This window comes from Arthrobacter sp. AFG20 (genome assembly GCF_002892795.1).
Taxonomy (GTDB): Bacteria; Actinomycetota; Actinomycetes; order Actinomycetales; family Micrococcaceae; genus Arthrobacter.
This window is the reverse complement of sequence record NZ_PJMC01000033.1, coordinates 1-24,930: the sequence shown is the minus strand read 5'-3', so window position 1 is coordinate 24,930 and position 24,930 is coordinate 1. Positions and strand designations below refer to the sequence as shown.

Sequence of the window (24,930 nt, the reverse complement as noted above, 5' to 3'; positions counted from 1 at the left end):
GCCACACGATGGAAGCCGGCCCTGAACGCCTTCGCCATCAGCTTCGACGGAAGAATCAACTAAATGCCAACCGTGGATCCACCGAAAATCGGACAGTCCCTCTTCGATTTCCGTCCGGGATAGACCAGTGATGTGGAAGTAGCGGTCGGCCTCGATCGTGATAATCATTGGACTCCTGATTGGCTCTTCATGTCATCTTTGACTCGGTGCTAATGACGGGGCACGCAGCAAATCGGCTCTTCGGCAAGAAGAAATGGTTTTCAGCGATGGCAGCCTCGCCCGACTAGATTCTTCTTGGCCCGGGAGTTTGCCCCCCGAACTCGCACTGCTCCGGGTGACAAGGTCCCGTTTCTCGAGGTCGCGCACGCCACACAAGGACGGGCCTGGAGGCTGGTGTCCGGGCCCGTCGTTGTGGTTCGTTTGGGAGTTTAGATTTCGGTGGGCTGCGCCTGGGTGGCAGGCTTCTGGGTTGACTGTGTGTCGTCAGTGTTTGGGTGTTGAAGGTTAGTGGCTTCGTCCGGCTGGCCGTCGCGGGCGTGGAGACGCATCTCTGGTGGTTCCTTGCGGAATCCTTGGGTGAGGAAGACGAGGTAGAGAACGCCCAGGCCGATCCAGCAGAGGCCGATGGTGATGGCGATGGGACTGAGTTGGGTGAGGAGGTAGATGTCGACGGCGGCGCCCAGGATCGGAAGGACGATGAAGCCAATGATCGACAGGGTTTTGCCTTGTTGGCGGTTTCGGATGAAGTAGGCGATGACGCAGAGGTTGACGGTTGCGAATGCCAGGAAGGCGCCGAAGTTGATGAAGGAGGTTGCGATTTCCAAGGAGATGTTCAGTGCCAGCATGGCCACGGCACCGACGAGGATCAGGTTGAAGATGGGAGTTTTGGTTCGGGGGTGGAGGCGGCCGAAGAGCCGGCGGGGTAGGACTCCGTCGCGGCCCATGACGTAGAGGAGTCGGCTGGTGCTGGCCTGGATGGCGAGCCCGGACGCAAACCCGCCGATGATGGCGAGGATGTTGGTGATGTTGGCGTAGAACTGCCCGCCGACGAGAACCTGCATGGCGTATGCCGCGGTCGCTGCGTCCTCGAAGTCTCCGCCGGGGTGGACGAGCTGCATGATGTAGGAGACGAGGACGAAGAGTATTCCGCCGACGAGGACGGTCAGGAGGATCGCCCGGGGAATGTTGCGCTTGGCGTCTTTGGTTTCTTCGCTGAGTGTGCTGACGGCGTCGAATCCCAGGAAGGAGTAGGCGGCGATAGCAGCCGCGGCAGCGACACCGCCGACCGTGGTTGCATGGTTCCAGAAGGGGTCCGTGAACGAGGCGGGTGGGTTTCCCCCGAGGTAGGCCAGGCAGTAGGCGATGAAAATGCCGATGAGGGTAACGACCAGAAGGGTCAGGGTCTTGTTCACGCGGTCGGTGAGCACGATGCCCGTCACGTTGATGATCGTTGTCAGTCCAGCGTTGAGAGCGAGCCAGGCCCAGACGGGGATGTCGGGGAACTGGGCTGCGAGGTAGAACGACTGGAAGAGCCAGGCCACGGTGGGAAGGAAGAGGTAGTCGAGGAGGATTGCCCACCCGACGAGGAAGCCGACGCGGGAATCGAGCAGTCGTCGCGCATACACGTATGCCGATCCCGAGTTCGGAAAGATCTTTGCCATCTTCGCGTAGCTGAGGGCAGTCAGCAGCATCGCGACGGCGGCAAGGGCGAATGCTGTCGGGGCTGCTCCGTCGCTCGTGGAGGAGATCACGCCGAAGATCGATATCACGATTCCCGGGGCCATATAGGCCAAGCCGAACACGACCACCGACAGCAGGGATAGCTTGGGGGTAAGTTTGATGTTCTCAGCTGACATGAGGGTTTCCTTAGGCTGGGGCGGTGCTGAGGTTGGTCAGGGTTGATGGGGAGTTGGTCTGCCGCCAAAGGCGGGGATCAAGTTGGCCGGCGTAGAGCGGCAAGGGAATGGTGTCGTCGTTTTCAGCGAACTGGTCCCAGGGGCGGGTGACGCCCGCGGTGCCATGCTGGCGCACATTTCGTACTTGGTCCAGGTCGATGACGTCGACCAAAGTTGCGTCTTCGGGCCCGGTAGCAGAGATTCGTACGCGGCCTTCAGGATCAACCAAAAGGCTACGTCCGACACCGTGCGGGCCCGCGGCGTTCACACTGGCGACGAAGTTCTGGTTGACGATTGCGTTGGCTTGGCCGATAACAACTTCCTGCACACGATCATTGGTCGGGGTCTGGACAACATTGAGAACGAGCTCTGCCCCCATCCACGCCAGATGCCTGCTGTGTTCGGGGAACCAGGCGTCGTAGCAAATCGACAAACCGACGCGGCCATAGCCGGTCATATCGAAGACCACGAAGTCCTTACCGGAACAAACGGTCTCATAGGGTTTCCAGGGAAAGATCTTTCGGTAGCTGGCCACGGCCTTTCCTTGGGGAGAGTAGACAACGGCGGTGTTGTAGATATGCCCGTCCGTACCACGTTCAAGCACGCTGCCCGGCAAAAGCCAGATCCCAAGGTCTCCGGCAAGCTCCGCAAGAGTACGCCCCCGCGGACCGTCAAGAGGTTCGGCCGACGCTTCCATATAAGCCTGCCGGTCCTGGGTAGCCGGGGAATCTGGCGTGTTCAAGTGGAGCTCCGGGTAAACGAAAAGGTCCGCGACCGCATGCGCATTAACCCTTCGCTCAAGACCAGCAGCGAAATCAGTCAAAGACTCGGCAGGTGACTGCACAAGAGCTAGAGGGAGGAGTCGGGTCATGACAGATGCATCCTTGCGTCGAGAGGTTTGTTAAATAAACATTAATTAACTAACTACGGGTGTGTCAAGGGTCACTTCGAGTCTGATGTGGAAGCATTGGAGCATGGCAAGACCACGGAATCAGACAGAACGCCGGGATCAACTGCTGGCAGCGGCGGGACGAGTCCTGCTGGACCGGGGCTCATCAGCGGCCCGCCTTTCCGACATTGCCAATGAAGCCGGCGTCACCCCAGCTGCGGTGCTGTACTACTACCGGGACGTCGACGAACTCTTCAGCGAGGTCTTCAATCAAGGAGTGAAGGAGTACTGTGACCGCCGGGAGGCCCGCATCCAAGCCGAAATCGATCCTGAAGCGCAACTGAGGGCCTGCATTCACTCAGGCATACCTTGGGCCGGGGAAAGCGAAACCGCTTCCCGGATCCTCGTGGAACTCATCCCGGTCTATCTGCGCAACAAAGCAGCCGCTCGGCAGCAGATGGCGTTTGTGGAGCGTCAAACGAACCTCTACAAAGGGATCCTGGAACGGGGCGCGCAGGAGAATGCCTTCACCCTCTCAGCGCCGGCCGGATTCCTGGCCCGGAGCTTCGTAGCCCTAGAGGATGGCCTCGTAATGGATGTGCTCCTCGGCGACCTGACACCGGAAGACGAGTACGCGTTCCTGATCAGCTACGCGACGAACATGGTGAAAGCCAAGACCGGCAACAACTTACAGCTCAGCTGACTCCCCACACGATAACGTGCACAACCAGTTGACGGGAGCCATTGGGCGGGCGCGGGACTCTGCGGCTCAACGCTCATACACATCCGCAGAAATACCCAGGGTTTGAAATAGCGGAGCGCAAGGTGCAAGACCAGAGCACTCTCCTGCCGGTGTCGTCCTGCGGACAGACTCCACTAGGGTGTTGTGCTTGACGTCCGCCGGCAGCAAACCGCAGCAGCTCTGTGAGCTGTGACGTCGTGTCCTGCCGGACGCCTTGTCCGTGAAGACTCTGTCGAGGACGTGGCCTTCGAGCCGACGTTTCTCGTTCTGGTCCAGACCGCGCACGCGCACGCCATCCGATCCGTCGGCCAGCCGTGGGCGCCACCTTCCGCCCTCGCCCTGCCAGGTTGAGTTCCGGGCCCGCCTCTCAAGAAGGTCAAGGCAGTAGGGTCGCGGAGTGTCAGGTGCGGGTGTAGATCTATTGGACAAACACTCGGGTCGGTTCAAGGGCTTGCAGTCACCTCGGAGTGCTGTCCGGTGTCAACGATGCTTCCCTTCCAACGGGCGATGGTAGCGTCCAAGTGGTACTGAACCATGGCAACGAGATCTGCTTGGGGGTCGAGGAGCCACTGAATCTGCAGGCCGTCCAAAAGTGCGAACAGTCCTTCGATTTCGCTGCGCGCCTGCTTCTCGGTCATGGGAAGCACCTCGCCGGATGAGCTTGCGTGCATGAGTTCTCCGTAGAAGTATGCCTTGCTCTGCCTGTAGCGTTCCGCCATGAATTCGTGCGCGGGGTGGGCTGGGTTGGATGCCTCTGTCGCCAGTGTCAGGAATAGCTCGATGGAGCCGCGGTGCTCAACGTTGAACCTGACGACGTTCATCAGGCCACGGATATTTCCCAGACCGGGGTTGGATCGTGCCCGTTCGCTATTGTCAGCTTCCCATTGCTGCAGCAGTGCCGTTAGGAGGCTTTCCTTGTCCGGGAAGTACCGCACCAGCGCGGCTCTGGATACGCCGACCTGGTCTGCAATCTGTTGCAGAGAACCACCGACGTAGCCGAACCGTCCGAAGACTTCTTGTGCGGCGTTGAGGATCTCCTGGCGCCGTTTTATGCCCTTCCTGTAGGGCCCACGACCGTCCGCCATCACTCCCGCCCTTCATCCATTGACGAAATGCTACGCGACCGATACATTTCATTCAAGGTAATCGGTCAACCGGTCGTCCGCTTGCTTCGATCATTAATGCCCGCTCGGGCAGATCTTCTCCCCGACGTCACCGACGCGCTTGGCCGACCCGAGCCAGCCCCTAGACCGTCAACAATAACTATTCAAAGGACCACTCCATTGACCAATGACGCAGAAAAGAGCCGTGTCCCCCTGCAGGACTGTGGCCTGGCCATGGAAGTAGAACAGCAGGGCTATGGTCCTGACTCCCTTCTTGGGGACGTTCTTGACGATCCGCAGGGCCGGCCACTGATCGAGCGTGCTCTTCCGGCGATTGTGAATGCGCCTTTGATCCTTCAGCTTCGCCATAGTCCGCTTGGGCAGATAGTGGGTTTCGGTGCGCAGCACCTCTCGGCTGAGGATCTGTCGCGGCTGTGGGAGGCCCTTGGTGACCTGTCTGGTCGTAAGGCCGCTGCGCAGCCGGAGCCGGAACCTATCCATCCCAACAAGGACTATGAGGATGCCGGTGTGGCCAGGGCATCGCGCAGGGTCGAGTATCCGCGGTCGGTCGAACGGTGGAAAGTGTTTGAGGTGGTGATTGCCGGGCCGGATCACGGGAATCCCTTCGTTGATGTTGAACTCACCGCCCTCTTCCGGCTGGGCGAGAAGTCCTTCCGGGTAGGAGGGTTCTATGACGGCGCGGGGAGTTATCTCATCCGTTTCTCTGCACCGGAGGAAGGGGGCTGGACTTTTGTCACGGAATCGACGGCCCGATCTCTAGATGGGCTGACCGGGGAATTCCGCGTCTCACCGGCGAGCCCGGGTAATCATGGTCCCGTCCGAGTAGCCGACAGGTATCACTTCCGGTACGCCGATGGGAAAAGGTACCGGCCGGTCGGAACAACCGCGTATGCCTGGACCCATCAGCCCGAAGCCCTCCAGGAGAGGACGCTGGAAACACTGGCTTCGACCGCCTTCAACAAGGTGCGTATGTGCGTCTTTCCAAAGTCGTACCTGTTCAATGCCAACGAGCCGGAGATCTATCCTTTCGAACGTTGTGAGGACGGTTCGTTCGACTGGACTCGCCCGGTACCGGCGTTCTATAGGAATCTTGAGCGGCGTATCAGCCAGCTGGGGGGGCTGGGGATCGAGGCGGACTTGATACTTTTCCACGCCTACGACCGCTGGGGCTTTTCGGATATGGGCAAAGCCGCAGACGAACGCTACATCCGGTATGCGGTGAGGCGGCTGCACGCCTTCACCAACGTGTGGTGGTCTCTCGCCAACGAATACGACCTTCTCAGTGCAAAGGCCCAGGAGGACTGGGAGCGCTTCGCTGCGGTCGTAGGGGAGGAAGACCCAGCCGATCACCTGCTCTCCATCCACAACTGCTTCGCCTTCTACGACCAAACCCGTCCGTGGGTGACGCACTGCAGTCTGCAAAGGATCGACGTGTACCGCACCTCCGAGAACACAGATGCATGGCGTGAACAGTACGGGAAGCCGGTCGTGATCGACGAGTGCGGCTATGAGGGGGACATAGACCAGGGCTGGGGAAACATCAGCGGCGAAGAACTCACGCGTCGCTACTGGGAGGGGGCAGTCCGCGGCGGTTACGTTGCCCACGGCGAAACGTACCTGAATGACCGCGAGGAACTGTGGTGGTCCAAAGGGGGTGTGCTTGTTGGAGAATCACCCGAACGCATCAGGTTCCTGGACGAAGTTATGGCTGCGGCGCCGGGAGGCGTCCTTGATCCGCTCCGAGGTGACTGGGATGTGCCCTGGGGTGGCAGCCCGGGTCGGTACGAGATTGCGTACTTCGGCTTTGGCCGCCCGCGCTACCGGGACATCGTCCGGAGGCCCGGAGTGCAGTACAGCGTGGACGTGATCGACACGTGGAACATGTCAATCACTCGGATCCCAGGAACGTTTGAGGGGACATTCCGGGTTCCACTGCCGGGACGGCCCTATATGGCTGTCCGGCTGGTTGCCGACATGTGAGGCGAACAATAGTGCTGGCCGCTCGCCCCTCTTTGTGGGGCGGCCGGCCATCACGGCAGCCTAGGCGCTTCACTCCGGCAGCGTCCGCCGTACCGGGTGGACGGGCGTGAAAGACACCCGGCAGGTGCCGACGTTGTTCGTCCTCGGCTTCGGGCCGATCGACACCTCAAGATTTGGCAGCGGTGGCTCCCGTTCGATTGGACCGGTGGCGGCCGGGCCGCGCTATGCCAGGTTCAATGTGCGCAGGGCCTCATCGAAGGCCTCAGTCATGGACATGGACGGTTCCAGCAGCCATTGCAATTGCAGGCCATCCATGGTTGCCAGAAGTGCCCGTGCGAGGGACGCGGCCGGACGCCCAAGGGGCAGAATGCCCTGCTCCTGCTCCTCCCTGATGCCTTCCTCGAGGTGCTGCAGTATGCGCTGGTACCGCCCGATGAAGTACTCGTGGGCGGGATGGTCGGGGTTGACTGCCTCCGCAGCCAGTGTCGCGTAGAGGGTGGTTAAGCCCCGCTGGTTTTCATTGGCGGCCACGATCTTGCGGAGTTCCTCTATAAGGAGACCGCGCCGGACGGCGTTCGGGAATGAATCGGCGACAGCATCATCACGGGTGTCGAGGACAGCGACGAGCAACTGCTCCTTGGATCCGAAATGGTGGATTATCGCCCCCGGGGTCAGCCCCAACGACCGGGCGACGTCTCTGAGACTGCCTGCGCGGTAGCCTTCGCGCGCAAACACCGACACTGCTGCTTCCAGGATTTCCCGGCGACGGTCCACCCCGCTGCGGTAAGGGCCGCGGGGTCCGCGAATACCGGGAACAGCGGCGGGCGGCGCCGGTACTGCCTTGTCCACTGGTCCTCCTCGCCTGACCCACCAACGAGTCCAAGTACCACCTTCTCACGTTTAAACGGTCAGGATTCGAATACAAAACAACCGAGCAGTAGACACCGACTACGCCGGTGCCGTACATTCTTTTTCACCCCAACACTGAACAGGTGTGCAGGTTTCGCTGAAGAAGCCCACACGGAACGAGGAGGTTCCCCATGTCATCAATCAACCCCGAACCCGCGAACAGAACTCTTCTGGCCGATGCGGAGGCAGAACTTCCACCTACTGCCCAGGACCAACGAAAGCCATTTCCCGTCCTGCTCGTCCTGGCCCAATTCGGCTTCCTGCTTGCCCTGCTGGCCCCTGTTGTCGTCAGTCTCTCCATCAAGGTCTCCATCATCGATCCTGTGAACACGGGCGGATCGCTGGGACTAATCCTTGGCGTGGGCTCTTTGATGTCGGTCATCGCCACGCCGCTTTTCGGCAACTTGAGCGACCGCTCCCGCAGCCGCTTCGGCCGGCGCAGGCCCTTCCTAGTTGGCGGTTCCCTTCTCGGGACCCTGGGCCTGATCATTATTGGTGTTTCTGATGCAGTCCCCGGCGTCCTCGCGGGCTGGGCCCTGACGCAGCTGGCGATGAATGCCGGACAGGCAGCTATCAACGGGCTTTATGCTGACCGGATCCCTGAGCACCAGCGGGGCCGGGTTGGGGCGTTCCTGGGCCTCGCCACCAATTTCGGCGCCGTCGGCGGCGCCGCGGTGGCCACGGCACTGTCACCTAATCTCCTACTGATATTCCTTGTTCCCGGGCTGGTTGCCATCGCGTTTGCCGGCATCCTCGCGCTGTACATCAAGGACGCCCCTGCCCAACCCGAAGCCCTGCGGCCCTTCTCCGTGATGGAAATCGTCCGCAGTTACGGATGGCCCGTCAGGAGCAACCAGGACTTCACCATCAACTTCATCAGCCGTTTCCTGATCTGGCTCGGATTCTCCGCACTCATGACCTATCAGGCGCTGCTCTTCATCCAGCAGTTCGGCATCAACCCACAAAACGTTGCCGGTTACATGTTTGCCGCCACGGCCATCTCGGGCGCCGGAACCCTGCTCGGCTCCATAGGTGGCGGATGGATCTCCGATAAAGTGGACCGCCGCAAGGGATTCGTGCTCACCGGAGGTCTCCTCATCGGCGTCTCACTCCTGCTGGTCGGCATGGCCCCCACACCGGAGCTGGTCTTCGCCGCCGGCGCCCTCGGTGGCCTCGGCCTCGGCATATACATTGCCGTGGACCTGGCACTTGCCGCGAGGCTGGTTCCGGACAAGAACAACACCGGCCGATACATGGGCATCGTCACGCTTGCCAATAACCTTCCGAACGTTGTGACTCCACTGCTGGCCCCACTGCTGCTGTCCGTCGGCGTGTCCGCGGACGGCCGCCCCGGTTTCGCACTCCTGTTCCTGGTCGCCGGCGTCATCTCCATCGCCGGGTCCATCCTTGTCCTCGCAATCCGCAGCGTCCGCTAACCCAACAAAATCCCAAAGGCTGTAATGACGACACCGACCCTTAACCCCATCGCACAAACCCGCGCCGACGAACTGCTGTCCCGCATGACCATAGAGGAGAAAGCAGGACTGCTCTTCCACGCCATGGCCAGCGTCGGCCCAGGGGGCAAGGTCCTGGGCGCAGACGATGAGCCCGCTGTAGGCGGCCCCACCCGGCAGCTCATCGAAGCCGGCATATCCCACTTTGCCCTGATGGGTCCCGCCTCACCCCGGGATATCGCCCGCTGGCATAACGAGGCACAGGACATTGCAAGACGGAACCGTCTCACGGTTCCCATCACAGTTTCCTCCGACCCTCGCCACGGTTTCTTCTCCAACCCTGCTACCGGAGCCGCTGCCAACGGCTTTTCCCAATGGCCTGAACACCTGGGACTTGCAGCCGTGCGGAACGCGGATCTGGTTCGGGAACACGCCGAAATTGTTCGGCAGGAACTCACCGCGGTCGGTATTCGTGTGGCTCTCGGTCCGACCCTCGACGTGGCCAGCGATCCCCGCTGGGCCCGCACCCTGGGAACCTTTGGGGCACACCCGGAAGTCGTCAGCAGTCTCTCCCAGGCCTACATCGAAGGGCTCCGCGGAACATCCCCTGCCGAAGAGGTAGCGGCCATGATCAAACACTTCCCCGGCGGCGGCGCGCAGAAAGACGGCGAAGACCCGCATTTCCCCTATGGACGCGAACAGATCTGGCCAGGCAACAGGTTCAACGACCATCTACAGCCATTCATCGACGCACTCCGCCTGGGTGTCACACAAATCATGCCGTACTACGGCATGCCGGTGGGCCTCGACCTGAATGGAAAGCCGGTCCAGGAAGTCGGATTCGCCTTCAACGGCCAGATCATCAACGAACTCCTGCGTGAACAGCTGGGCTTCGAGGGGATCGTATGCACGGACTTCACACTTGTTACGGACGGGCACGTCTTCGGCGCACCCATGCGCGCACGGGCGTGGGGCCTGGAGCACCTGAACCGCGAGGAAAGAGTTCTGGCGATCCTGAACGCCGGCTGCGACCAACTTGGAGGTGAAGCTTCACCCGAACTGGTCATCCAGCTCGTGGCCGACGGCCGGCTGAGCGAGGCCCGTCTCAACGCTTCAGCGCGCCGGCTCCTCACCGAAAAGTTCCGTCTGGGACTCTTCGACCATGCAGAGGTCGACGTCGACGCAGTAGCCGCCAGGGTCGGAACCACCCCAAACAGGAGCAAGGGCTTGGCCGCCCAGCGCAACTCCATCGTGGTCTCCGATGACCCGGAATCCTTCTTGCCACTTACCGAAGGCATCAGCGTATATGCGCCGGGAATCGACCCAGCAACTTTGGCACGGTACGCACGGGTAGCCTCGTCCCCGTCGGAAGCGGACGTCGCACTCATCAGGATTGACGCCCCATTCGAGGAACGAACTGAAGGGATGGAGCGATTCTTCCGCGCAGGGTCCCTGAATTTCAGCGCTTCCCAACTGGAACGGCTGACCGACCTTCAAGGAAAAGTACCGACAATTGTCAATATCTTCCTGGACCGCCCGGCACTGCTCGGCCAGGTATCCACCAAGGTCCAAGCCGTCACCGTTGACTTCGGCGCCTCCGATGAGGCCCTGCTGGACGTCCTTTTCGGCAGGGCCGAGCGCCGGGGAACACTGCCCTTCGAGATCTCCGAATCAATGGAACAAGTCGCCTCCCGCCGGGAGGACGTCTCCTTTGAAAACATGACCCCCAAGTACCCATACGGACACGGCATCCTCTCTTCGCAGCCGGCACCGCCGGTGCAACGGTAACAAGCGATGCCACCGGCATCACCACGACCACCGGCGCTTTCCCGTATCCCTGGAGCACAAAAGCATCGACAACCAACCATGCCAAACCTTCTGCCACTGATTCGCGCTTCCCAACCAAGCCGCTCTCAATCCTCGCTGCGCCAGCACGCCGCCACACACCGGCTCGCCGGACGCTAACGCAGCCAAGCTCAGCAACAAATCACAAGCGCGTCAGAAGGACGACATCCTCGGCCCCACACGCATGCGCGCAACTATCGACCCTCCACCGCACTCAAAGAAGAGGCAACATGAAATTGAACCACCCCTTCCGAATCCTTGCAGCAGCCGCCGGCACAGCCATGGCCGGAGCAACACTCATCGCAGGACCCGCTCCAGCTGCTCCGCCTCCAGCACCTGAACCCGGCGCACCGTACGTAGCCCTCGGCAGCTCATACGCCGCCGGCGCAGGCGTGGGCCCCGCAGACCCCACCGACATCGGCGCCCTGTGCGGTCGAACCCTGACCGCCTACCCCACCCTCGTCGCCAAAGCCCTCGACCTCAACGTCACCAATGCCACTTGCGGCGGAGCGACCACCGAAAACATCACAACCAGCCCACAGAACATCCGCACGCATTCGATCAACCCGCAAATCGACGCAGTCACCGCAGAGACCCGCCTGGTCACCATCACGATCGGTGGAAACGACGTCAATTACGTAGGCAACCTCATCGCCGAATCCTGCCTCGCCGATCTGGCAACCGACCCATCAAGCCCGATAGCGAACATGGTCAAGCAGTACGGCGCGTGCACCCCCCAGCCAGACGAAACGGTCCGCAACGCTCTGGCCCAAATGGAATCCAAACTCACAACGATGACCAAAAAGGTGCAAGCCAAAGCGCCCCAGGCCCGGATCCTCCTAGTCGACTATCCCGCAGTCCTGCCCCAAAACGGCGAGCCCTGCAGCTTCATCCCGATCCTGCGCGACCGCCAGAAATTCCTCCTGGAAGTCGCCCGCGGACTGAACCTGGCGACCAAGCACGCCGCACAGGCAACCGGTGCGGACTACATCGCAGGCTCCCAGGACAGCCGCCATCACGACGCATGCTCAACCGATCCTTGGATGACCGGCTACCTGTTGGCCCCCGGAAGCGCACCCATGCACCCCAATGAAAAAGGCCAAGCCGCCGTAGCCGACGCAATAGTCAAACAGCTGACGACCCCCGGAAGCGCCAGCTGACCCTCACCTTAGTCCCCCCGGGCTAAGCGCCATGCCGTGCAGGGCCTCAGTCCTGCACGGCAAGGCGAACGGCATTTGACCTGTTGTCGCTGCATCAGCCAGATCGACCGCGCCCCGTGGCACCGAGCCTCTGAACCGCTCCTTGCCCTCCTTCACTAACCTGCCAAAGCCCGAATGAGAAACCACACCCTCGTTCTCTTCGTAATGCAGGGGAGAAAAGAAACCCAACGCTCTATAACTTAAGGACATTCCCGTGAGCGCGAACGCAGAATCACGCCTGCAAACCACCACCGTGTACCTGAACTTCGGCCCGTGGTCGGCTGAACTGCGGGGTGACGAACTCGTTCACATCTGTCACCGCGGCCTGCCTGTCCTGCGCGGTTTGCGGGCAGTTGTCCGCAACCATAACTGGCTCACACTTACTCCCCGGATCATGTCCTCCCGCACCGAGGAATTGGCCGACTCGCTGCGGGTGGTCCTCGACGTCGAGTGGAATGGCTATTCCGCCCGCTACGCCGGAGGTGTGACCCTGCTCTTCCAGGCGGCCAAAGTAATGGTGTCATTCGACGGCGCAGCCGTGGAGGAGTTCGCTTCCAACCGCATCGGCCTGGTGGTCCTGCACCACCCCGACGACGCCGGACGGCCCATAACGGTGACGTCACCCAGCGGGAACCGCACCAAAGCAGCGTTCCCCACACACATCAGCGCTCACCAGCCCTTCAAAGACATCGCGGCCCTCGACTGGGAACGCGACAACGTCGCTTTCCGCCTCGACTTCGACGGTGACGTCTTCGAGACCGAGGATCAGCGGAACTGGACCGACGCCTCCTTCAAGACCTACAGCACCCCACTGTCCAAACCCTTCCCCGTCACCCACCGAGCCGGCGACACCGTCCGCCAAAGTATCCGGCTCAGTGCCCGACACATCATCCGGGTCATGGATGAAACTCGCGGAACTGTCCCCGAGCTCGGCACTTCAACACAAGGCACCACCCACAAAACCCCGGAATTCACGGCCCCTTTGCCCGCGGATTTTGGGCCCCTGCTCGCCGAAGTCGCGGTTGAGCCAGACCCCGCGATGGGTCTCATATCCCCCTCGGAGGCAGCCGACCTGGCCAGGCGCCTGAACCTGCCGATGGACGCCCGCATCGTGGCCGGTACACCCGAAGACGCTGTCGCGGTATTGCGTTCCCTTCCACTGGACCGCCTCACCCGCCTTGGCGTCTACAGCAAAACCACCCACATCACCGAGGACGACCTCTGGGGCGCCCTCACAGGCGAGGCCAAAGAACTGGGCTTCCAGGGCGAGTTCCTCGCCGGAGCGCGAAGTCACTTCACGGAATTGAACCGGAACCAGCACAGCGCCCGCCAGGACGCGGACGCGGTCACCTACTCCATCACCCCGCAAATGCACACCACCGAGCCCCGTGCCATCATCGACACCCTGCCCATGCAAACCCTCACCGCTGACGCCGCCCTGCGCATCGGCAACGGCAGGCCCCTGAATATCGGCCCGGTCACTTTGGCGCCCCGCTTCAACGCCGTCGCCACCCAACCGCCTGCCCAAGAAGAGCTGCCGGCCAGGGATGCCCTGCAAGGCACACCGTTCGCGGTGGCATGGCTGTTGGGCAGCGTCACCGCACTCACGGGCCCCGGGACAGGGTCCATCAGCTACGCCACCATCTCGGAGCTCGGCTCCACGGCAGGGCAACTCCTACTGCAGCTCGCCGCCCAGCGCGGACGGGAGGTCCTGGTCACTGACACCAGGCCCGAGGTGGTCGCGGTCTACCCTGTCCAGACACCCGGCGGAGTACTCACCTTCGTTGGCAACCTCACCGCCGACAACATCGCAATCAGGCTCGTCGGCCTCTCCGGCACGCGTTCGGACTTCAGCCTCGCACCCTGGCAAACCGCCACAATGCTCTTGTCCTGACCCTCCCCAAAAGGAAACCCAATGCCCCAAAGACTTGAAGACAAAACAGCTATCGTCACCGGAGCCGCCTCCGGAATCGGACGGGCCGTCGCCACCCGCTTCGTGGCCGAAGGCGCCACTGTCTATTTCGCCGACCTGAACTACGAAGCCGCCGTCACCGCGGCCAAGGAAACCGGCTCAGCCTCCGCCAAGGCCCTGCTCATGGATGTTTCCGACGAATCCAGTGTCGAAGCCGCCTACTCCAAGGCCCTCGAGGACGGACCCATCAACGTCGTCGTCGCCAACGCGGGAGTCCAACTCTTTGGCCAGGACGCCCGCGTGGGCGACCTCGACCTCGAAGTCTGGGAAAAAACTGTCCGCATCAACCAGCGCGGAGCGTTCCTGACGCTCAAACATGCCGTCCGCGCCCTCGCCGGAGCCGGCGGCTCCATCATCTGCACCGGCAGCCCGACCGCCATCGTAGCCTGCGGCGGAACCTTCACCGCGTATACCAGCTCCAAAGCCGGCGTCCATGGCCTGGCCCGCGTCGTTGCAGCGGACTACGCCGCAGAAGGCATCAGAGTCAACACGGTGGTCCCCGGCTACACCGAAACCCCACTCGTGCAAACCATCGCCGAGGACCCCGAACAGCGCGCCGGACTCGTAAACGCCACCATGCTCGGACGCGCCGGGACCGCGGCCGACGTCGAAGGCATCATGGTCTACCTCGCCAGCGACGACTCCGCCTACGCCACCGGCGGCATCTTCACCGCCGACGGAGGGCTTACCGCCTTGTAGACCATCCAAGGCCTCTCGCCGAGAGGGGAAAAGGATGGAACCCTAGCCACCAACGAGCCGTTCTGGTCGGGCCAGCGCTGGCCTGCTATTTCAAGTCTGCTCGCACAACCTCACGAACAGGGAGAAGAACAAGATGGATGTTGCAGTGACGCCCCGGTCAGGGCAACAGCCGGACATAGCAAGATAGACCTCCGGGCATGCTCGAAGTCAACGTTTCGAGCGCGGCAGAGCTCGATGAGGCACTCGAGAATGCGGTCTCACTCGTCATGGACAGCGCAACACACCACAAAATTGGGGTGATGATCATGCGCATTGGAATCGGAAGCTACGTCGTCCGCGCCCACCCAGCCGTCCCCTACGGACTGGTCCGCCAACAGCATGCATAAGTAGCCTGATCCGCTACTCAAGTGCCCGCATATGCATGTGCACGAGTTACGCTGACGCCGAGCCGCCCTCTTGAAGCGCGGGGCACGGCGACGATGGGCAGCCATGAGAGCAGCGGAATGCCGGCCAGGGGGATCCCCGTAAGGAAATCGTCGAAGAAGCCCGCAATGGTCAGGGCCGTCAGCGGATACCGGCAGCGCTGCAGAACATTGCGGGCTCTGAAACTTACCTGCGGGAAGGGATTTCCGAGCTGCTGCCGGGGACCCTTAGTTGTGGCTTGATGCTCGGCGCGCGGCGCGCCCGCGAACTCGTTGAACTGCACAGCGGCCTGGAGGTCCAGGCGGCGCACGCCGCCGAGCGCATCACCGACGAATCCGGCGGCTTGACGCCGATTTCCCACTGAAAGTTTCAATTCGAAGAAGACCACAAGGATGCTGACCCGCCCGCAACAGGCAGGTCAGGCTTCACTTATTCAATTCGCAACGCCCCTGTATCCGGCTATCGGTTCCTGAGGGCAGCGTCCAGGGCTGTAACCCCGGTCTGGCCGTCATGGCCGACCCGGGCCGCAAGGAAACTGCTCCGAAGGCTACTGCTGCAACCCTAGGCTTCGGACGCGCTCCTTATCGCCGTCGAACGCTCGGCAGTGATGATGGCCGTGAGGAGGCCGGGGAAGAGTTCGTCGAGGACATCGCTACGGAGCGTGTTCAGGATGGCTGTGCCGCTGTACCGCTGCTCGATGATCCCGGCTTCACGGAGAATCCGGAAGTGGTGGGTGGAGGTGGACTTGCTGACCGGCAGCTCGAAAGCTATGCACGCCTGATCATCATGTCCGTCGGCCAATTGGTTCACGATGCGTCGCCGGATGGGATCGGCCAGCGCAGAAAGAACCATGTCAATTTGGATCTTGTCGGGTTCGGGGTGCTCCAGGATGCGCATTGTTCGATTATCCAAGATTGTCTCCGGTCCAGTTTGACTTGTACGGCTCCCATCGTACTACGATGACTATCGAACAATCGTTTCAGGTAAGGAAGAACCGTGCCCCTATCAGTTCGATTTCATTCCCTCGGGGACCCTGATGTACTCCGACTTGACGAGGTGGATGTACCCCAGCCAGGTGAAGGCGAAGTGCTGATCCGCACACGTGCCCTGGGGCTGAACCGGGCAGAGGTGATGTTCCGGACCGGCAACTATGTTGTCGATCCAACTTTTCCGCAGGCCCTCGGATATGAGGCGTCAGGAACTGTGGAGGCTACCGGACCCGGCGTCGCGGGAGTTACGGTCGGGGATGCTGTCAGCGTTGTTCCAGCCTTTTCAATGACTGACTATGCCCTTCATGGCGAACTTGTGCTGGCGCCATCGCACGCTGTCGTGAAGCATCCGGAGAAGTTGACGTGGGAAGAGGCGGCGTCGGTGTGGATGCCATTTGTCACCGCCTACGGGGGCCTCATCGACCTTGGCGGCCTTAGCAGCGGCGACACGGTGGTCATTCCCGCAGCCTCCAGTAGCGTCGGCCTGGCGGCCATCCAGATTGCCAACATGGTCGGCGCAATACCCATCGCATTGACGAGGTCCGGCTCCAAACGAGGACAGCTTCTCGACGCTGGCGCCTCAATCGTGATTGCCACGGACGAAGATGACGTCGTAGCCCAGCTGGCCCATGTGACCGGCGCTGCCGGAGTAAAGGTAATTTTTGATCCCGTAGCCGGGCCCCTGCTGCCTGCGCTCATTGAGGCAGCAGCTCCCCATGCAACAGTCATCATCTACGGCGCTCTCAGCACTGAGCCAACGCCTCTGCCGGTACTGGCCGTCCTGGGCAAGCACATCACCATCCGCGGCTACGAACTGTTTGAGGTGACAACGGACTCTGACCGGCTCCAGGACGCCGTGACGTTCGTCCACGACGGACTGAGCAGCGGCGCACTTACCCCCTCGGTGGACGCCGTCTTTGAGCTGGCCGACATCGTGGACGCCTACCGGTACCTTGAGTCCAACGCGCAGGTCGGCAAAGTTGTCGTGACCGTCCCGGGCATCAGCCCTGCAACGGCCTAGAAGGATTCCGATGAACGTCCCCTCCATAATGAAAGTCGTGGCGGTCACCCCGGGGCTGCCGATCGAAGATGCCGGCAGCATGCAGGACAGTGAGCGTCGGGTTCCTGCCCCTGGGCCCCGGGATCTGCTCGTCAAGATCGAAGCCATTTCAGTCAACCCGGTCGATACCAAGATCCGGCGCTCAGCGCGGATACCAAGCGGGTCAGATGTGCTTGGCTGGGATGCCGCAGGGACGGTTGTCGCTGTCGGCGAGGAGGTCTCGCGTTTCACCCCCGGTGATGAGGTCTACTACATGGGTTCTATAAACCGTCCCGGGGCCAACGCCGAGTACCACCTTGTAGACGAGCGCGTCACGGCACACAAACCTCAGAGCCTGACCTTCGCTGAAGCCGCGGCCCTGCCGCTGACATCCCTGACGGCGTGGGAAACGCTCTTTCACAACTTCCAGATGCCCCTCGGACTGGATGGGCTGAACCGCACAGTCCTGGTCGCCGCGGCAGCAGGCGGAGTCGGGTCCATCGTCCTGCAGCTGGCCCGGACCCTGACCAACGCACAAGTCATCGGGACGGCGTCACGCCCGGAGTCTGTCGACTGGGCCAAATCCATGGGAGCGCATCATGTCGTCGATCATCACGCCTCCCTAATTGAGCAGGTTCATGATGTGGCGCCGGCCGGAGTTACGGACATAGTCAGTTCGCAAGGAACCGATCTCCATTTCAGCGCCTACGCAGAACTGCTCACTCCCAGGGGAAAGATCACCGTACTGGACGAACCCGCATCGGTAGACATTCTGGAGCTGAAGGGCAAGTCTGTTTCACTGCATTGGGAAAACGTCTTCACCCGCCCTGCCCTACAGACCAGTGACATGCATAGCCAGGGCAGGATACTCGAAAACCTCGCACGCCTCGTTGATTCCGGGCTGATCCGCACCACCCTTCAGCAGGAAATTCCGGGCATCAACGCCGCCAACCTCCGTAAGGCCCATCAGATACTTGAGTCCGGCTCCCAGATCGGAAAATTGGTCCTCTCAGGTTTCTAGTGAGCGCATAAGAGAAACACGACCGGCCGCCTGCGCCGTAAACGTCCTTAGCGCCGTTGTCTGGGGAACGCGCAGCTTCATGATCCTTCCCTCAAAGCCAGGAGTTGTCTTGAGCAAGCTCTTTGATCCTATTTCCCTTCGTTCAATCACCGTTCCCAACCGGATCTGGATGTCCCCGATGTGTACCTATTCGGCAGCGGCCGAAGGTCCTCTCACCGGCCTACCAACAGACTGGCATTTGACTCACTTGGCAAGCCGGGCAGCCGGGGGAGCCGGACTGATCATGGTTGAAGCCACGGCAGTCCGGGCTGACGGCAGGATCTCGCCCTGGGATCTTGGCCTGTGGAACACCGAACAGCAGAACGCCTTCATGAGGATCACCCAAGCGATCAGCGCGCTTGGAGCAGTCCCTGCCATCCAGCTAGCCCACGCCGGGAGGAAGGCCTCGACTGACCGGCCTTGGCTCACCGGCAGGCATCTGTCCTCCCAGCAGGGGGGATGGCAGACAGTCGGTCCCAGCGCCTTGCCGTACGACGACGCCCCTGCCCCTCATGAATTAACCACCGCCGAAATTAAAGGGCTTGTTGACGACTTCGCACGGGCTGCTGAACGGGCGCTGGCTGCGGGATTTAAGGCTGTCGAAATCCATGGCGCCCACGGCTACCTGATCAATTCGTTCCTTTCACACCACACCAACCTCCGCATAGATGAGTACGGAGGATCATTCGAGAACCGCATCCGGTTCGCGCTCGAGATCACCAAGGCCGTGCGCGAGGTATGGTCGGCAGACCTGCCGCTGCTGTTCCGTGTGTCCGCGACCGACTGGCTGACCGAAAACGCAGAGGATCCCCGCGAGGGCTGGACATCGGAGGATACCGTTCGTTTGGCGTCCATCCTTGCCGACCACGGAGTTGACCTCATCGACACCTCAACCGGTGGCAACGTGCCTGACGCCGACATCCCGACAGGTCTTGGTTACCAAGTGGAATTCGCTGATGCGGTCAAAAACAAGGCGAAAGTGCCTGCCGCCGCAGTCGGTCTGATCGTGCACCCCGAGCAGGCCGACGAAGTCCTGGCCCAAGGACGGGCGGACGTCATTTTCATGGGGCGCCAGCTGCTCCGGGATCCGTACTGGCCCCGGAGGGCGGCAACGCTGCTGGGCCTGGAAGCCCGATGGCCGGTGCAGTACGGATACGCGGTCGCTCACCACCATTCGGGGAAACCGGTTGCCAGCGATGTAACCGCAGCCGAGCCGGCTCTGATCGGGTCATAAAAGCGCGCGGGGCACCACCTTTCATGGAGGTGGTGCCCCGCCGCTTTTCGCCACTTGCTTCAGGTCACTGCAAACAATTGCGGGAGGAGGCCGGACTAGTAGGACCGCGGAAGGCCAAGGATCTTCGTCGCAATGAAGGACTTGACCAGGTTGTTGTTGACAGGGGCTACCTTGTACATCCGGGTTTCCCGGAACTTGCGTTCAACGTCGTACTCGTCGACGAAACCAAACCCGCCGTGCGTGTCCAGGCAGGCGTTCGCTGACGCCCAGCTCGCCTCCGAGCTGAGCAGCTTGGCCATGTTGGCTTCAGCTCCGCACGGCTTGCCGGCATCAAAGAGCTCCGCTGCCTGGAAGCGCATGAGGTCGGCGGCGCGCACCGACATGTAGGCTTCAGCGATTGGAAACTGAACGCCCTGGTTAGCGCCGATCGGGGTGCCGAAACGCTCGGTCTCGGAAGCGTACGCCGTGGCTCTCTCGGCGAACCAGTAGCCGTCGCCGATCGCTTCTGCGGCCAGCAGGATGCGCTCTGCGTTCCAGCCGTCAAGGACGTACTTGAAGCCCTGTCCTTCCTCGCCGATCAGAGCGGTCTTGGGAACACGCAGGCCGTGGTAGTGCAGTTGGTTGGTCGCGTAGTTCATCATGGTGCGCACCGGCTGGACCTCAAGAGCTTCGGGCTGTTCCCGGCGGACCTGTCGAAGGTCGACCAGGAAGAGGCTGATCCCGTCAGTCTTCTTGGATACCTGGTCTTTGGCTGTGGTGCGCGCCAGGACCAGCATGAGGTCGCTCTGTTCCACCCGGCTCGTCCAGCTCTTGTGCCCGGTGATCACGTAGTCGTCGCCGTCGGCGACAGCGGACGTAACGATATTGGTGGTATCGGAACCGGCTTCAAGCTCTGTAATGGAGAACGCCTGGAGCCGGATTTCTCCCTTCGCGATCCCTGGAAGATACGCCTCCTTCTGAGCGCGGTTTCCGTGTCGCAGCACCGAGCCCATGGTGTACATCTGAGCGTGGCAGGCCGCCGAGTGCCCGCCGGAACGGTTGATTTCCTCCATGATGATGCTTGCCTCGGTGATTCCCAGTCCCAGCCCGCCAAACTCCTGCGGAATAAGAGCCCCGAGGAGACCGGAATCGGTAAGCTCTTTGACGAACTTCTCGGGGTATTCCCTGTTCTTGTCGAGCTCGCGCCAGTACTCATCCGGGAAGCCTGCGCACAGTGCCCGAACCCTTTGGCGCAGCTCTGGAAACTTTTCCTCAATCATCGACATCTCCCTTGATTCGCCTGATTCACCTGATTCGGTCGAAACGGTGTTGTTTCTAGATAATATTCTATAGAATAAGGATCGACAATGATGTTTTCACAGAAGTTGGAGTGTGCAACATGGCTGGCTTTGCAGGAATCAATGTGGACCACGCGGACGGGATCGCCCACATCGTACTGTCCCGGCCGGAGGCAGGAAACGCTCTAGACCTTGCCACCTCCTACGGGCTGCGTGACGCTGTGGCGCATGTCTCCGAGCTCCCGGATCTTCAAGCGGTGGTGCTGCGCGGGGAAGGCAAGCGGTTCTGCGTCGGGGGCGATCTCACCGGGTTTAAGCAGGCAGCCCCTGGAGCAAACCTCTGCTACGACGTGGCTGTGCCGCTCCACGAGGCGATCCTTGCCCTCGGTGAACTGCCCGTGCCGGTGATAGCCCGGGTGCACGGTGCCGTGGGTGGCGGAGGCGTAGGTCTGGTCCTGGCAGCCGACATCGCTGTGGCAGCGGAATCCACGGTTTTCCGCCTCGGCTATACCGGCAGCGGCCTTTCCCCTGACTGCGGCGTGACCTGGGATCTTCCTCACCGTATCGGGATGGCCAAGGCGATGGACCTCCTCCTGACGAACAGGCGGGTGAGCGCCGCCGAGGCCTCCGCTTTGGGTATAGTCAGCCGCGTCGTTGCCGACGACGACCTTCAAGCAGAAGTGGACATGGTGATCCAGGCTCTGCGGGCCGTCCCGCGACAGACTCTGGCCGAGACCAAACGGCTCGCCCGCTCCGCCCAATTCAGGTCCAGGGCCGAGCAGCTCGAGGACGAAGCTGTCACCATCGGGCGGATCGGAGACACTGCGGACACGCGGGAAGCCATTAGCGCTTTCCTGGAAAAGCGCCCGCCGGTGTTCGGCACGGCGCCGGCGGAGGCGGCGCGTTGAGCGCCCCGCTAAGGGCGTCAGGCGTCTTGGACGGGAGCCTCGCGGACCAACTCGGAACGGCCAGCACGTTCCTCTTTGTCCCAGGTGACCGACCGGAGCGGTTTTCAAAGGCAGCGGGCGCCGGAGCCGATTTCATCATCATTGACCTTGAAGACGCTGTGGCTCCGGAAAAGAAATCCTCGGCCCGTCAAAACGCAGAAGAGTGGTTGTCTTCCGGCAGCCAGGCCATCATCCGGATAAATGCGGCGGGCACCGTATGGCACCCCGAGGATCTAAAGATGGCATCCGCCTTCGGAGCCCCTGTGATGTTGCCGAAGGCCGAAGACAGCAGCTATCTGGCGCTATTGGGCAGGGAAGTCGCTTTGCTGCCACTCATCGAGACTGCCTCCGGCGTCCTCAATGCTGCAGCCATCTGTTCGCTGCCCTCGGTAGTGAGGGTTGCCTTTGGGCACATCGACCTGGCGGCCCAGATCGGCGTTCACCCCGGGAACGCACAGGCGTTCCTGTCCGCCCGGTCCTCTTTGGTGCTTGCCAGCGCGGCGGGCGGCATAGCGCCGCCGATTGACGGGGTGACGACCGCTCTCACCGACACAAGCGTTCTGGAATCGGACATTGACCACGCCAAATCCTTGGGCATGACGGGAAAGCTACTCATCCACCCCGCGCAGGTGGACCCCGCCCGCAGTCGCTTCCTTCCCGCCGAGGAGGAGGTTCAGTGGGCTCACAGCATCTGGCTGGCAACACAGCAGACCACGACTGTGGCCGTGGACGGAGAGATGGTCGACCAACCTGTGATTACGCGCGCCCGGCGGATCCTGGCGAGGGCCGGGGTGCATCCCGTGCAGGCGCACCGTGCGGAAGTTCAAACCACCCCGGGCGACGTGCCACCCAACAACCGTGAGGAATCACTGCCGTGAAAGCGATCTACTGCAACTCGTTCAGCCCCGACCGGCCCCTTGATGCCCTTCAGATCGGTGAACGGCCCGAACCCGCGGCTGCCCCTGGCTGGACCACCGTCAGTGTCCGGGCAGCAGCCCTCAACGGTCATGACCTCTGGTCATTGCAGGGCGTGGGGCTCAGCGAACGCGACCTGCCACGGATCCTCGGTTCGGATGCGGCCGGCGTTGACGAGAACGGTCACGACGTCATTATCTACCCGGTTATCTCCAGTCCCGGATCCGACCAGAGGCGTGCCCTGGACCCCGCCACCGAACCTCTGCTTTCGGAACGGCACGATGGGACACTGGCCGAACGCGTCACGGTGCCCCTTCAAAACGTCCTGCCCAAGCCCGATTTCATGACCTATGAACAGGCAGCGAGCCTGCCCACGGCCTGGCTCACCGCCTACCGAATGCTCTTCGTTCAGGCGGACCTGGAACCCGGCGCCACGGTGCTCGTGCAAGGTGCCAGCGGAGGCGTTTCAAGCGCCTTGCTGGCGCTGGGGAACGCAGCAGGATTCCGAATGTGGGCGACGGGCCGGACCGAGGAAAAGCGCGCCTACGCCCTCGAACATGGGGCGGAGCAAGCCTTCGAATCCGGCGCCCGACTGCCCGAGCGGGTCGAGGCCGTGATGGAGACCGTCGGGGAGGCAACCTGGTCCCATTCCATGAAGGTACTCCGTCCGGGAGGAACGATCGTGGTCGCGGGAGCCACAACGGGTCCGTCTCCGTCCGCAGACCTTCAACGCCTGTTCTTCCTTGGACTGCGAATCGTCGGCACCCGCGTGGGCACGCTCGCTGAAATGCGGCAGCTACTCGCTTTCTGCACCCAGAACAAGCTGGCACCGAGCATAGATTCGGTCTACCCACTCGACCAGGGCCGAAACGCCTTCGAGCGGCTGCAGTCCGGTCGCGCGGCCGGAAAAATCGTCCTCACCGTCGGCTAAATTCACCACCAACGATCACGGAGAACAAAATGGCTAATCGCTCCCCCGTCCGGGACTTGCCCGGGGCTGCCCAATTCTCAAAATCTGTCAGCGAATCAGACGTCTACCAGTTCGCCGGACTTAGCGGAGATCTGCACCCCATCCACGTCAACGCGGCCTACGCCAGTTCCCAGCCCGTAGGCCAGCGCATTGCCCATGGGGTCATCCTCATTGGCCTGATGTCGTCGGCCTGCACTCTCTGGGCGGCCCGCGAGGGTCTGGACATCGTTTCGTACGGATGGGACGAGATCCGGTTTATCAAACCGGTCTTTTTCGGCGATACGATCACCACGTCCTACGCGCAGGACCCCGAGCGGGAACCGGTCGGGCAGAAGTGGTATTCGGTTGCAGATGCGTACAACCAGCACGGCGAGCTGGTTGGGGTGGGCAGGCACACGGCCTACGTCACCTGATCATGAACCAGTGCCCGTGGCGTCCTCCGGAGACTCGGCCGCCGAAAACACGCCCTTGTTTTCCAAGTGGTCCACCAGCAGCACGCCAATGTGGCGGATGTGCTCGGCCATCGCGGTCCGGGCCGCCTCCGAATCCCCAGATTCGAGCGCGTGAAAGATCGGATCATGATCGTGGGACGAAGCCTCTGCCCATCCCTCGATCTTGCCGTAGTAGTTCCGGGGCACATAGTTCACGGCAATGCCCAGCAACGATGTCAGCCGTTGCGCCTTGGACGTGCGGTTAATCGACCGGTGGATTTCATGGTTCACCGCGTCGACCGTTTCCGCGTCTCCGGCCCGGGCAGCCTCTTCAAGTTCCTTCTGAAGCGTCCGAAGACGGTCCACGTCTGAGGCGTCCATCAGTGTCGCGGCCCTGGCTGCGAGCTCGCCGGCGATATAGGCCTGAACGGCGAAAAGGTCTTCCACGTCCTGCCGGCTCAGAGGCAGGACCCGGAAGCCGCGCCGCGGTTCCCATCGGATAGTCCCTTCGCTTTGCAGGGCCATGAGAGCCTCGCGGACGGGGGTTGCACTGACACCGAGCTCAGCCGCGAGATGTTCGGTCCTAATAAAGCTGGTAGCCCTCAGCTCACCAGCCATGATGGATTCACGCAGATGGGCGGCCACATCCTCGCTCAGCTGCTTCTTGTTCCCGAAAAGCTTTGGTGCAGCAGTCGCTGCCTTGGATGCTGTTCGCGCGGCCATCAGTCCTCATTCCATGCTCGGGCAGTCCCGCCGAGGGCCGGCCAGGCAAGGGTTGCCGCGCCCCACAATTAAGATAATATTGTATAGAGTTTGCTTCTGGGTACATTTTACCGGACCAGTCGAGGAAATGGCGGATGACCATGCAGGATCGAACAAACATTTATATCGGCGGGGAATGGGTCCCTTCCACCGGGCCGGACGTCATTCAGGTGGA

The 24,930-nt window shown here is 61.7% G+C and carries 23 protein-coding genes and 1 pseudogene; 15 read left to right on the top strand and 9 right to left on the bottom strand.

Annotation, left to right across the window (positions count from 1 at the left end; all coding sequences use genetic code 11):
- Positions 1-428: 428 nt before the first annotated feature.
- On the bottom strand, positions 429-1,856 hold the full coding sequence (locus CXZ05_RS22345) for an APC family permease (protein ID WP_102974643.1): 1,428 nt from the start codon (positions 1,854-1,856) through the stop codon (positions 429-431).
- A gap of 10 nt (positions 1,857-1,866) precedes the next feature.
- Positions 1,867-2,766 (bottom strand): carbon-nitrogen hydrolase family protein, encoded by a 900-nt coding sequence (locus CXZ05_RS22340; RefSeq protein ID WP_102974642.1) that lies wholly within the window; start codon positions 2,764-2,766, stop codon positions 1,867-1,869.
- A 103-nt stretch (positions 2,767-2,869) separates the two neighbouring features.
- Between CXZ05_RS22340 and CXZ05_RS22335 the strand changes: the two genes are divergently transcribed.
- The gene (locus CXZ05_RS22335; protein WP_180987502.1) at positions 2,870-3,487 is read left to right on the top strand and encodes a TetR/AcrR family transcriptional regulator; all 618 of its coding nucleotides are present in this window, start codon (positions 2,870-2,872) and stop codon (positions 3,485-3,487) included.
- Between the two features lie 193 nt (positions 3,488-3,680).
- Here CXZ05_RS22335 and CXZ05_RS23570 read toward each other — a convergent pair.
- A pseudogene (locus CXZ05_RS23570) lies at positions 3,681-3,851 on the bottom strand (recombinase family protein); the annotation flags it as partial.
- A 118-nt stretch (positions 3,852-3,969) separates the two neighbouring features.
- Complete coding sequence (locus CXZ05_RS22325; RefSeq protein WP_102974640.1) at positions 3,970-4,611, bottom strand: TetR/AcrR family transcriptional regulator; 642 nt, start codon at positions 4,609-4,611, stop codon at positions 3,970-3,972.
- 198 nt (positions 4,612-4,809) lie between these two features.
- On the opposite strand from CXZ05_RS22325, the gene CXZ05_RS22320 reads away from it, so the two are divergent.
- Positions 4,810-6,630 carry a DUF5605 domain-containing protein gene (locus CXZ05_RS22320; RefSeq protein WP_258006683.1) on the top strand — a complete coding sequence of 607 codons (1,821 nt, stop codon included), beginning with the start codon at positions 4,810-4,812 and terminating at the stop codon, positions 6,628-6,630.
- 222 nt (positions 6,631-6,852) lie between these two features.
- On the opposite strand, the gene CXZ05_RS22315 is transcribed toward CXZ05_RS22320, so the two are convergent.
- A complete protein-coding gene (locus CXZ05_RS22315; RefSeq protein ID WP_102974639.1) occupies positions 6,853-7,479 on the bottom strand; it encodes a TetR/AcrR family transcriptional regulator in 627 nt (208 codons plus the stop codon).
- Between the two features lie 191 nt (positions 7,480-7,670).
- Here CXZ05_RS22315 and CXZ05_RS22310 point away from each other — a divergent pair, with 191 nt between their 5' ends.
- The 6 genes from CXZ05_RS22310 to CXZ05_RS22285 all read left to right on the top strand — a co-directional run bounded on the left by CXZ05_RS22310 (position 7,671) and on the right by CXZ05_RS22285 (position 15,094).
- Entirely contained in the window at positions 7,671-8,975 is a 1,305-nt protein-coding gene (locus CXZ05_RS22310) for an MFS transporter (RefSeq protein ID WP_102974638.1), read from the top strand.
- Positions 8,976-8,999: 24 nt separating this feature from the next.
- Positions 9,000-10,781, top strand: coding sequence for a glycoside hydrolase family 3 protein (locus CXZ05_RS22305; RefSeq protein WP_102974637.1), 1,782 nt, complete (start codon positions 9,000-9,002; stop codon positions 10,779-10,781).
- A gap of 287 nt (positions 10,782-11,068) precedes the next feature.
- Positions 11,069-11,998: an SGNH/GDSL hydrolase family protein gene (locus CXZ05_RS22300; RefSeq protein WP_102974636.1), complete on the top strand. Its 930-nt coding sequence runs from the start codon at positions 11,069-11,071 to the stop codon at positions 11,996-11,998.
- Positions 11,999-12,251: 253 nt separating this feature from the next.
- Positions 12,252-13,931, top strand: a complete 1,680-nt coding sequence (locus CXZ05_RS22295) for a hypothetical protein (protein WP_102974635.1) — start codon at positions 12,252-12,254, stop codon at positions 13,929-13,931.
- A gap of 21 nt (positions 13,932-13,952) precedes the next feature.
- Complete coding sequence (locus tag CXZ05_RS22290; RefSeq protein WP_102974634.1) at positions 13,953-14,708, top strand: SDR family NAD(P)-dependent oxidoreductase; 756 nt, start codon at positions 13,953-13,955, stop codon at positions 14,706-14,708.
- 197 nt (positions 14,709-14,905) lie between these two features.
- A complete protein-coding gene (locus CXZ05_RS22285) occupies positions 14,906-15,094 on the top strand; it encodes a hypothetical protein (protein ID WP_102974633.1) in 189 nt (62 codons plus the stop codon).
- Positions 15,095-15,111: 17 nt separating this feature from the next.
- Here CXZ05_RS22285 and CXZ05_RS23240 read toward each other — a convergent pair whose 3' ends face one another.
- Positions 15,112-15,519, bottom strand: a complete 408-nt coding sequence (locus CXZ05_RS23240; RefSeq protein ID WP_180987501.1) for a hypothetical protein — start codon at positions 15,517-15,519, stop codon at positions 15,112-15,114.
- Positions 15,520-15,692: 173 nt separating this feature from the next.
- On the bottom strand, positions 15,693-16,043 hold the full coding sequence (locus CXZ05_RS22275) for an ArsR family transcriptional regulator (protein ID WP_308411017.1): 351 nt from the start codon (positions 16,041-16,043) through the stop codon (positions 15,693-15,695).
- Between the two features lie 174 nt (positions 16,044-16,217).
- On the opposite strand from CXZ05_RS22275, the gene CXZ05_RS22270 reads away from it, so the two are divergent.
- The 3 genes from CXZ05_RS22270 (at position 16,218) to CXZ05_RS22260 (ending at position 19,453) form a co-directional block, all read left to right on the top strand.
- Positions 16,218-17,141: a zinc-dependent alcohol dehydrogenase family protein gene (locus tag CXZ05_RS22270; protein WP_219726590.1), complete on the top strand. Its 924-nt coding sequence runs from the start codon at positions 16,218-16,220 to the stop codon at positions 17,139-17,141.
- Positions 17,142-17,151: 10 nt separating this feature from the next.
- Positions 17,152-18,180, top strand: a complete 1,029-nt coding sequence (locus tag CXZ05_RS22265) for a zinc-binding alcohol dehydrogenase family protein (protein ID WP_219726589.1) — start codon at positions 17,152-17,154, stop codon at positions 18,178-18,180.
- 79 nt (positions 18,181-18,259) lie between these two features.
- Positions 18,260-19,453: an NADH:flavin oxidoreductase/NADH oxidase gene (locus CXZ05_RS22260; RefSeq protein WP_219726588.1), complete on the top strand. Its 1,194-nt coding sequence runs from the start codon at positions 18,260-18,262 to the stop codon at positions 19,451-19,453.
- Between the two features lie 95 nt (positions 19,454-19,548).
- Here CXZ05_RS22260 and CXZ05_RS22255 read toward each other — a convergent pair whose 3' ends face one another.
- Positions 19,549-20,712: an acyl-CoA dehydrogenase family protein gene (locus CXZ05_RS22255; protein WP_102974629.1), complete on the bottom strand. Its 1,164-nt coding sequence runs from the start codon at positions 20,710-20,712 to the stop codon at positions 19,549-19,551.
- Positions 20,713-20,831: 119 nt separating this feature from the next.
- On the opposite strand from CXZ05_RS22255, the gene CXZ05_RS22250 reads away from it, so the two are divergent.
- The 4 genes from CXZ05_RS22250 to CXZ05_RS22235 are packed head-to-tail and all read left to right on the top strand — an operon-like array spanning position 20,832 to position 23,975.
- Positions 20,832-21,638: an enoyl-CoA hydratase/isomerase family protein gene (locus CXZ05_RS22250; RefSeq protein WP_102974628.1), complete on the top strand. Its 807-nt coding sequence runs from the start codon at positions 20,832-20,834 to the stop codon at positions 21,636-21,638.
- Positions 21,635-22,555: a CoA ester lyase gene (locus CXZ05_RS22245; RefSeq protein ID WP_219726586.1), complete on the top strand. Its 921-nt coding sequence runs from the start codon at positions 21,635-21,637 to the stop codon at positions 22,553-22,555. The genes CXZ05_RS22250 and CXZ05_RS22245 overlap by 4 nt, the downstream gene beginning before the upstream one ends.
- Positions 22,552-23,523, top strand: a complete 972-nt coding sequence (locus CXZ05_RS22240) for a zinc-binding dehydrogenase (RefSeq protein WP_102974627.1) — start codon at positions 22,552-22,554, stop codon at positions 23,521-23,523. The genes CXZ05_RS22245 and CXZ05_RS22240 overlap by 4 nt, the downstream gene beginning before the upstream one ends.
- A 29-nt stretch (positions 23,524-23,552) precedes the next feature.
- Entirely contained in the window at positions 23,553-23,975 is a 423-nt protein-coding gene (locus CXZ05_RS22235; RefSeq protein ID WP_102974626.1) for a MaoC family dehydratase, read from the top strand.
- Here CXZ05_RS22235 and CXZ05_RS22230 read toward each other — a convergent pair whose 3' ends face one another.
- A complete protein-coding gene (locus tag CXZ05_RS22230; RefSeq protein ID WP_102974625.1) occupies positions 23,976-24,716 on the bottom strand; it encodes a GntR family transcriptional regulator in 741 nt (246 codons plus the stop codon).
- Between the last annotated feature and the right edge of the window lie 214 nt (positions 24,717-24,930).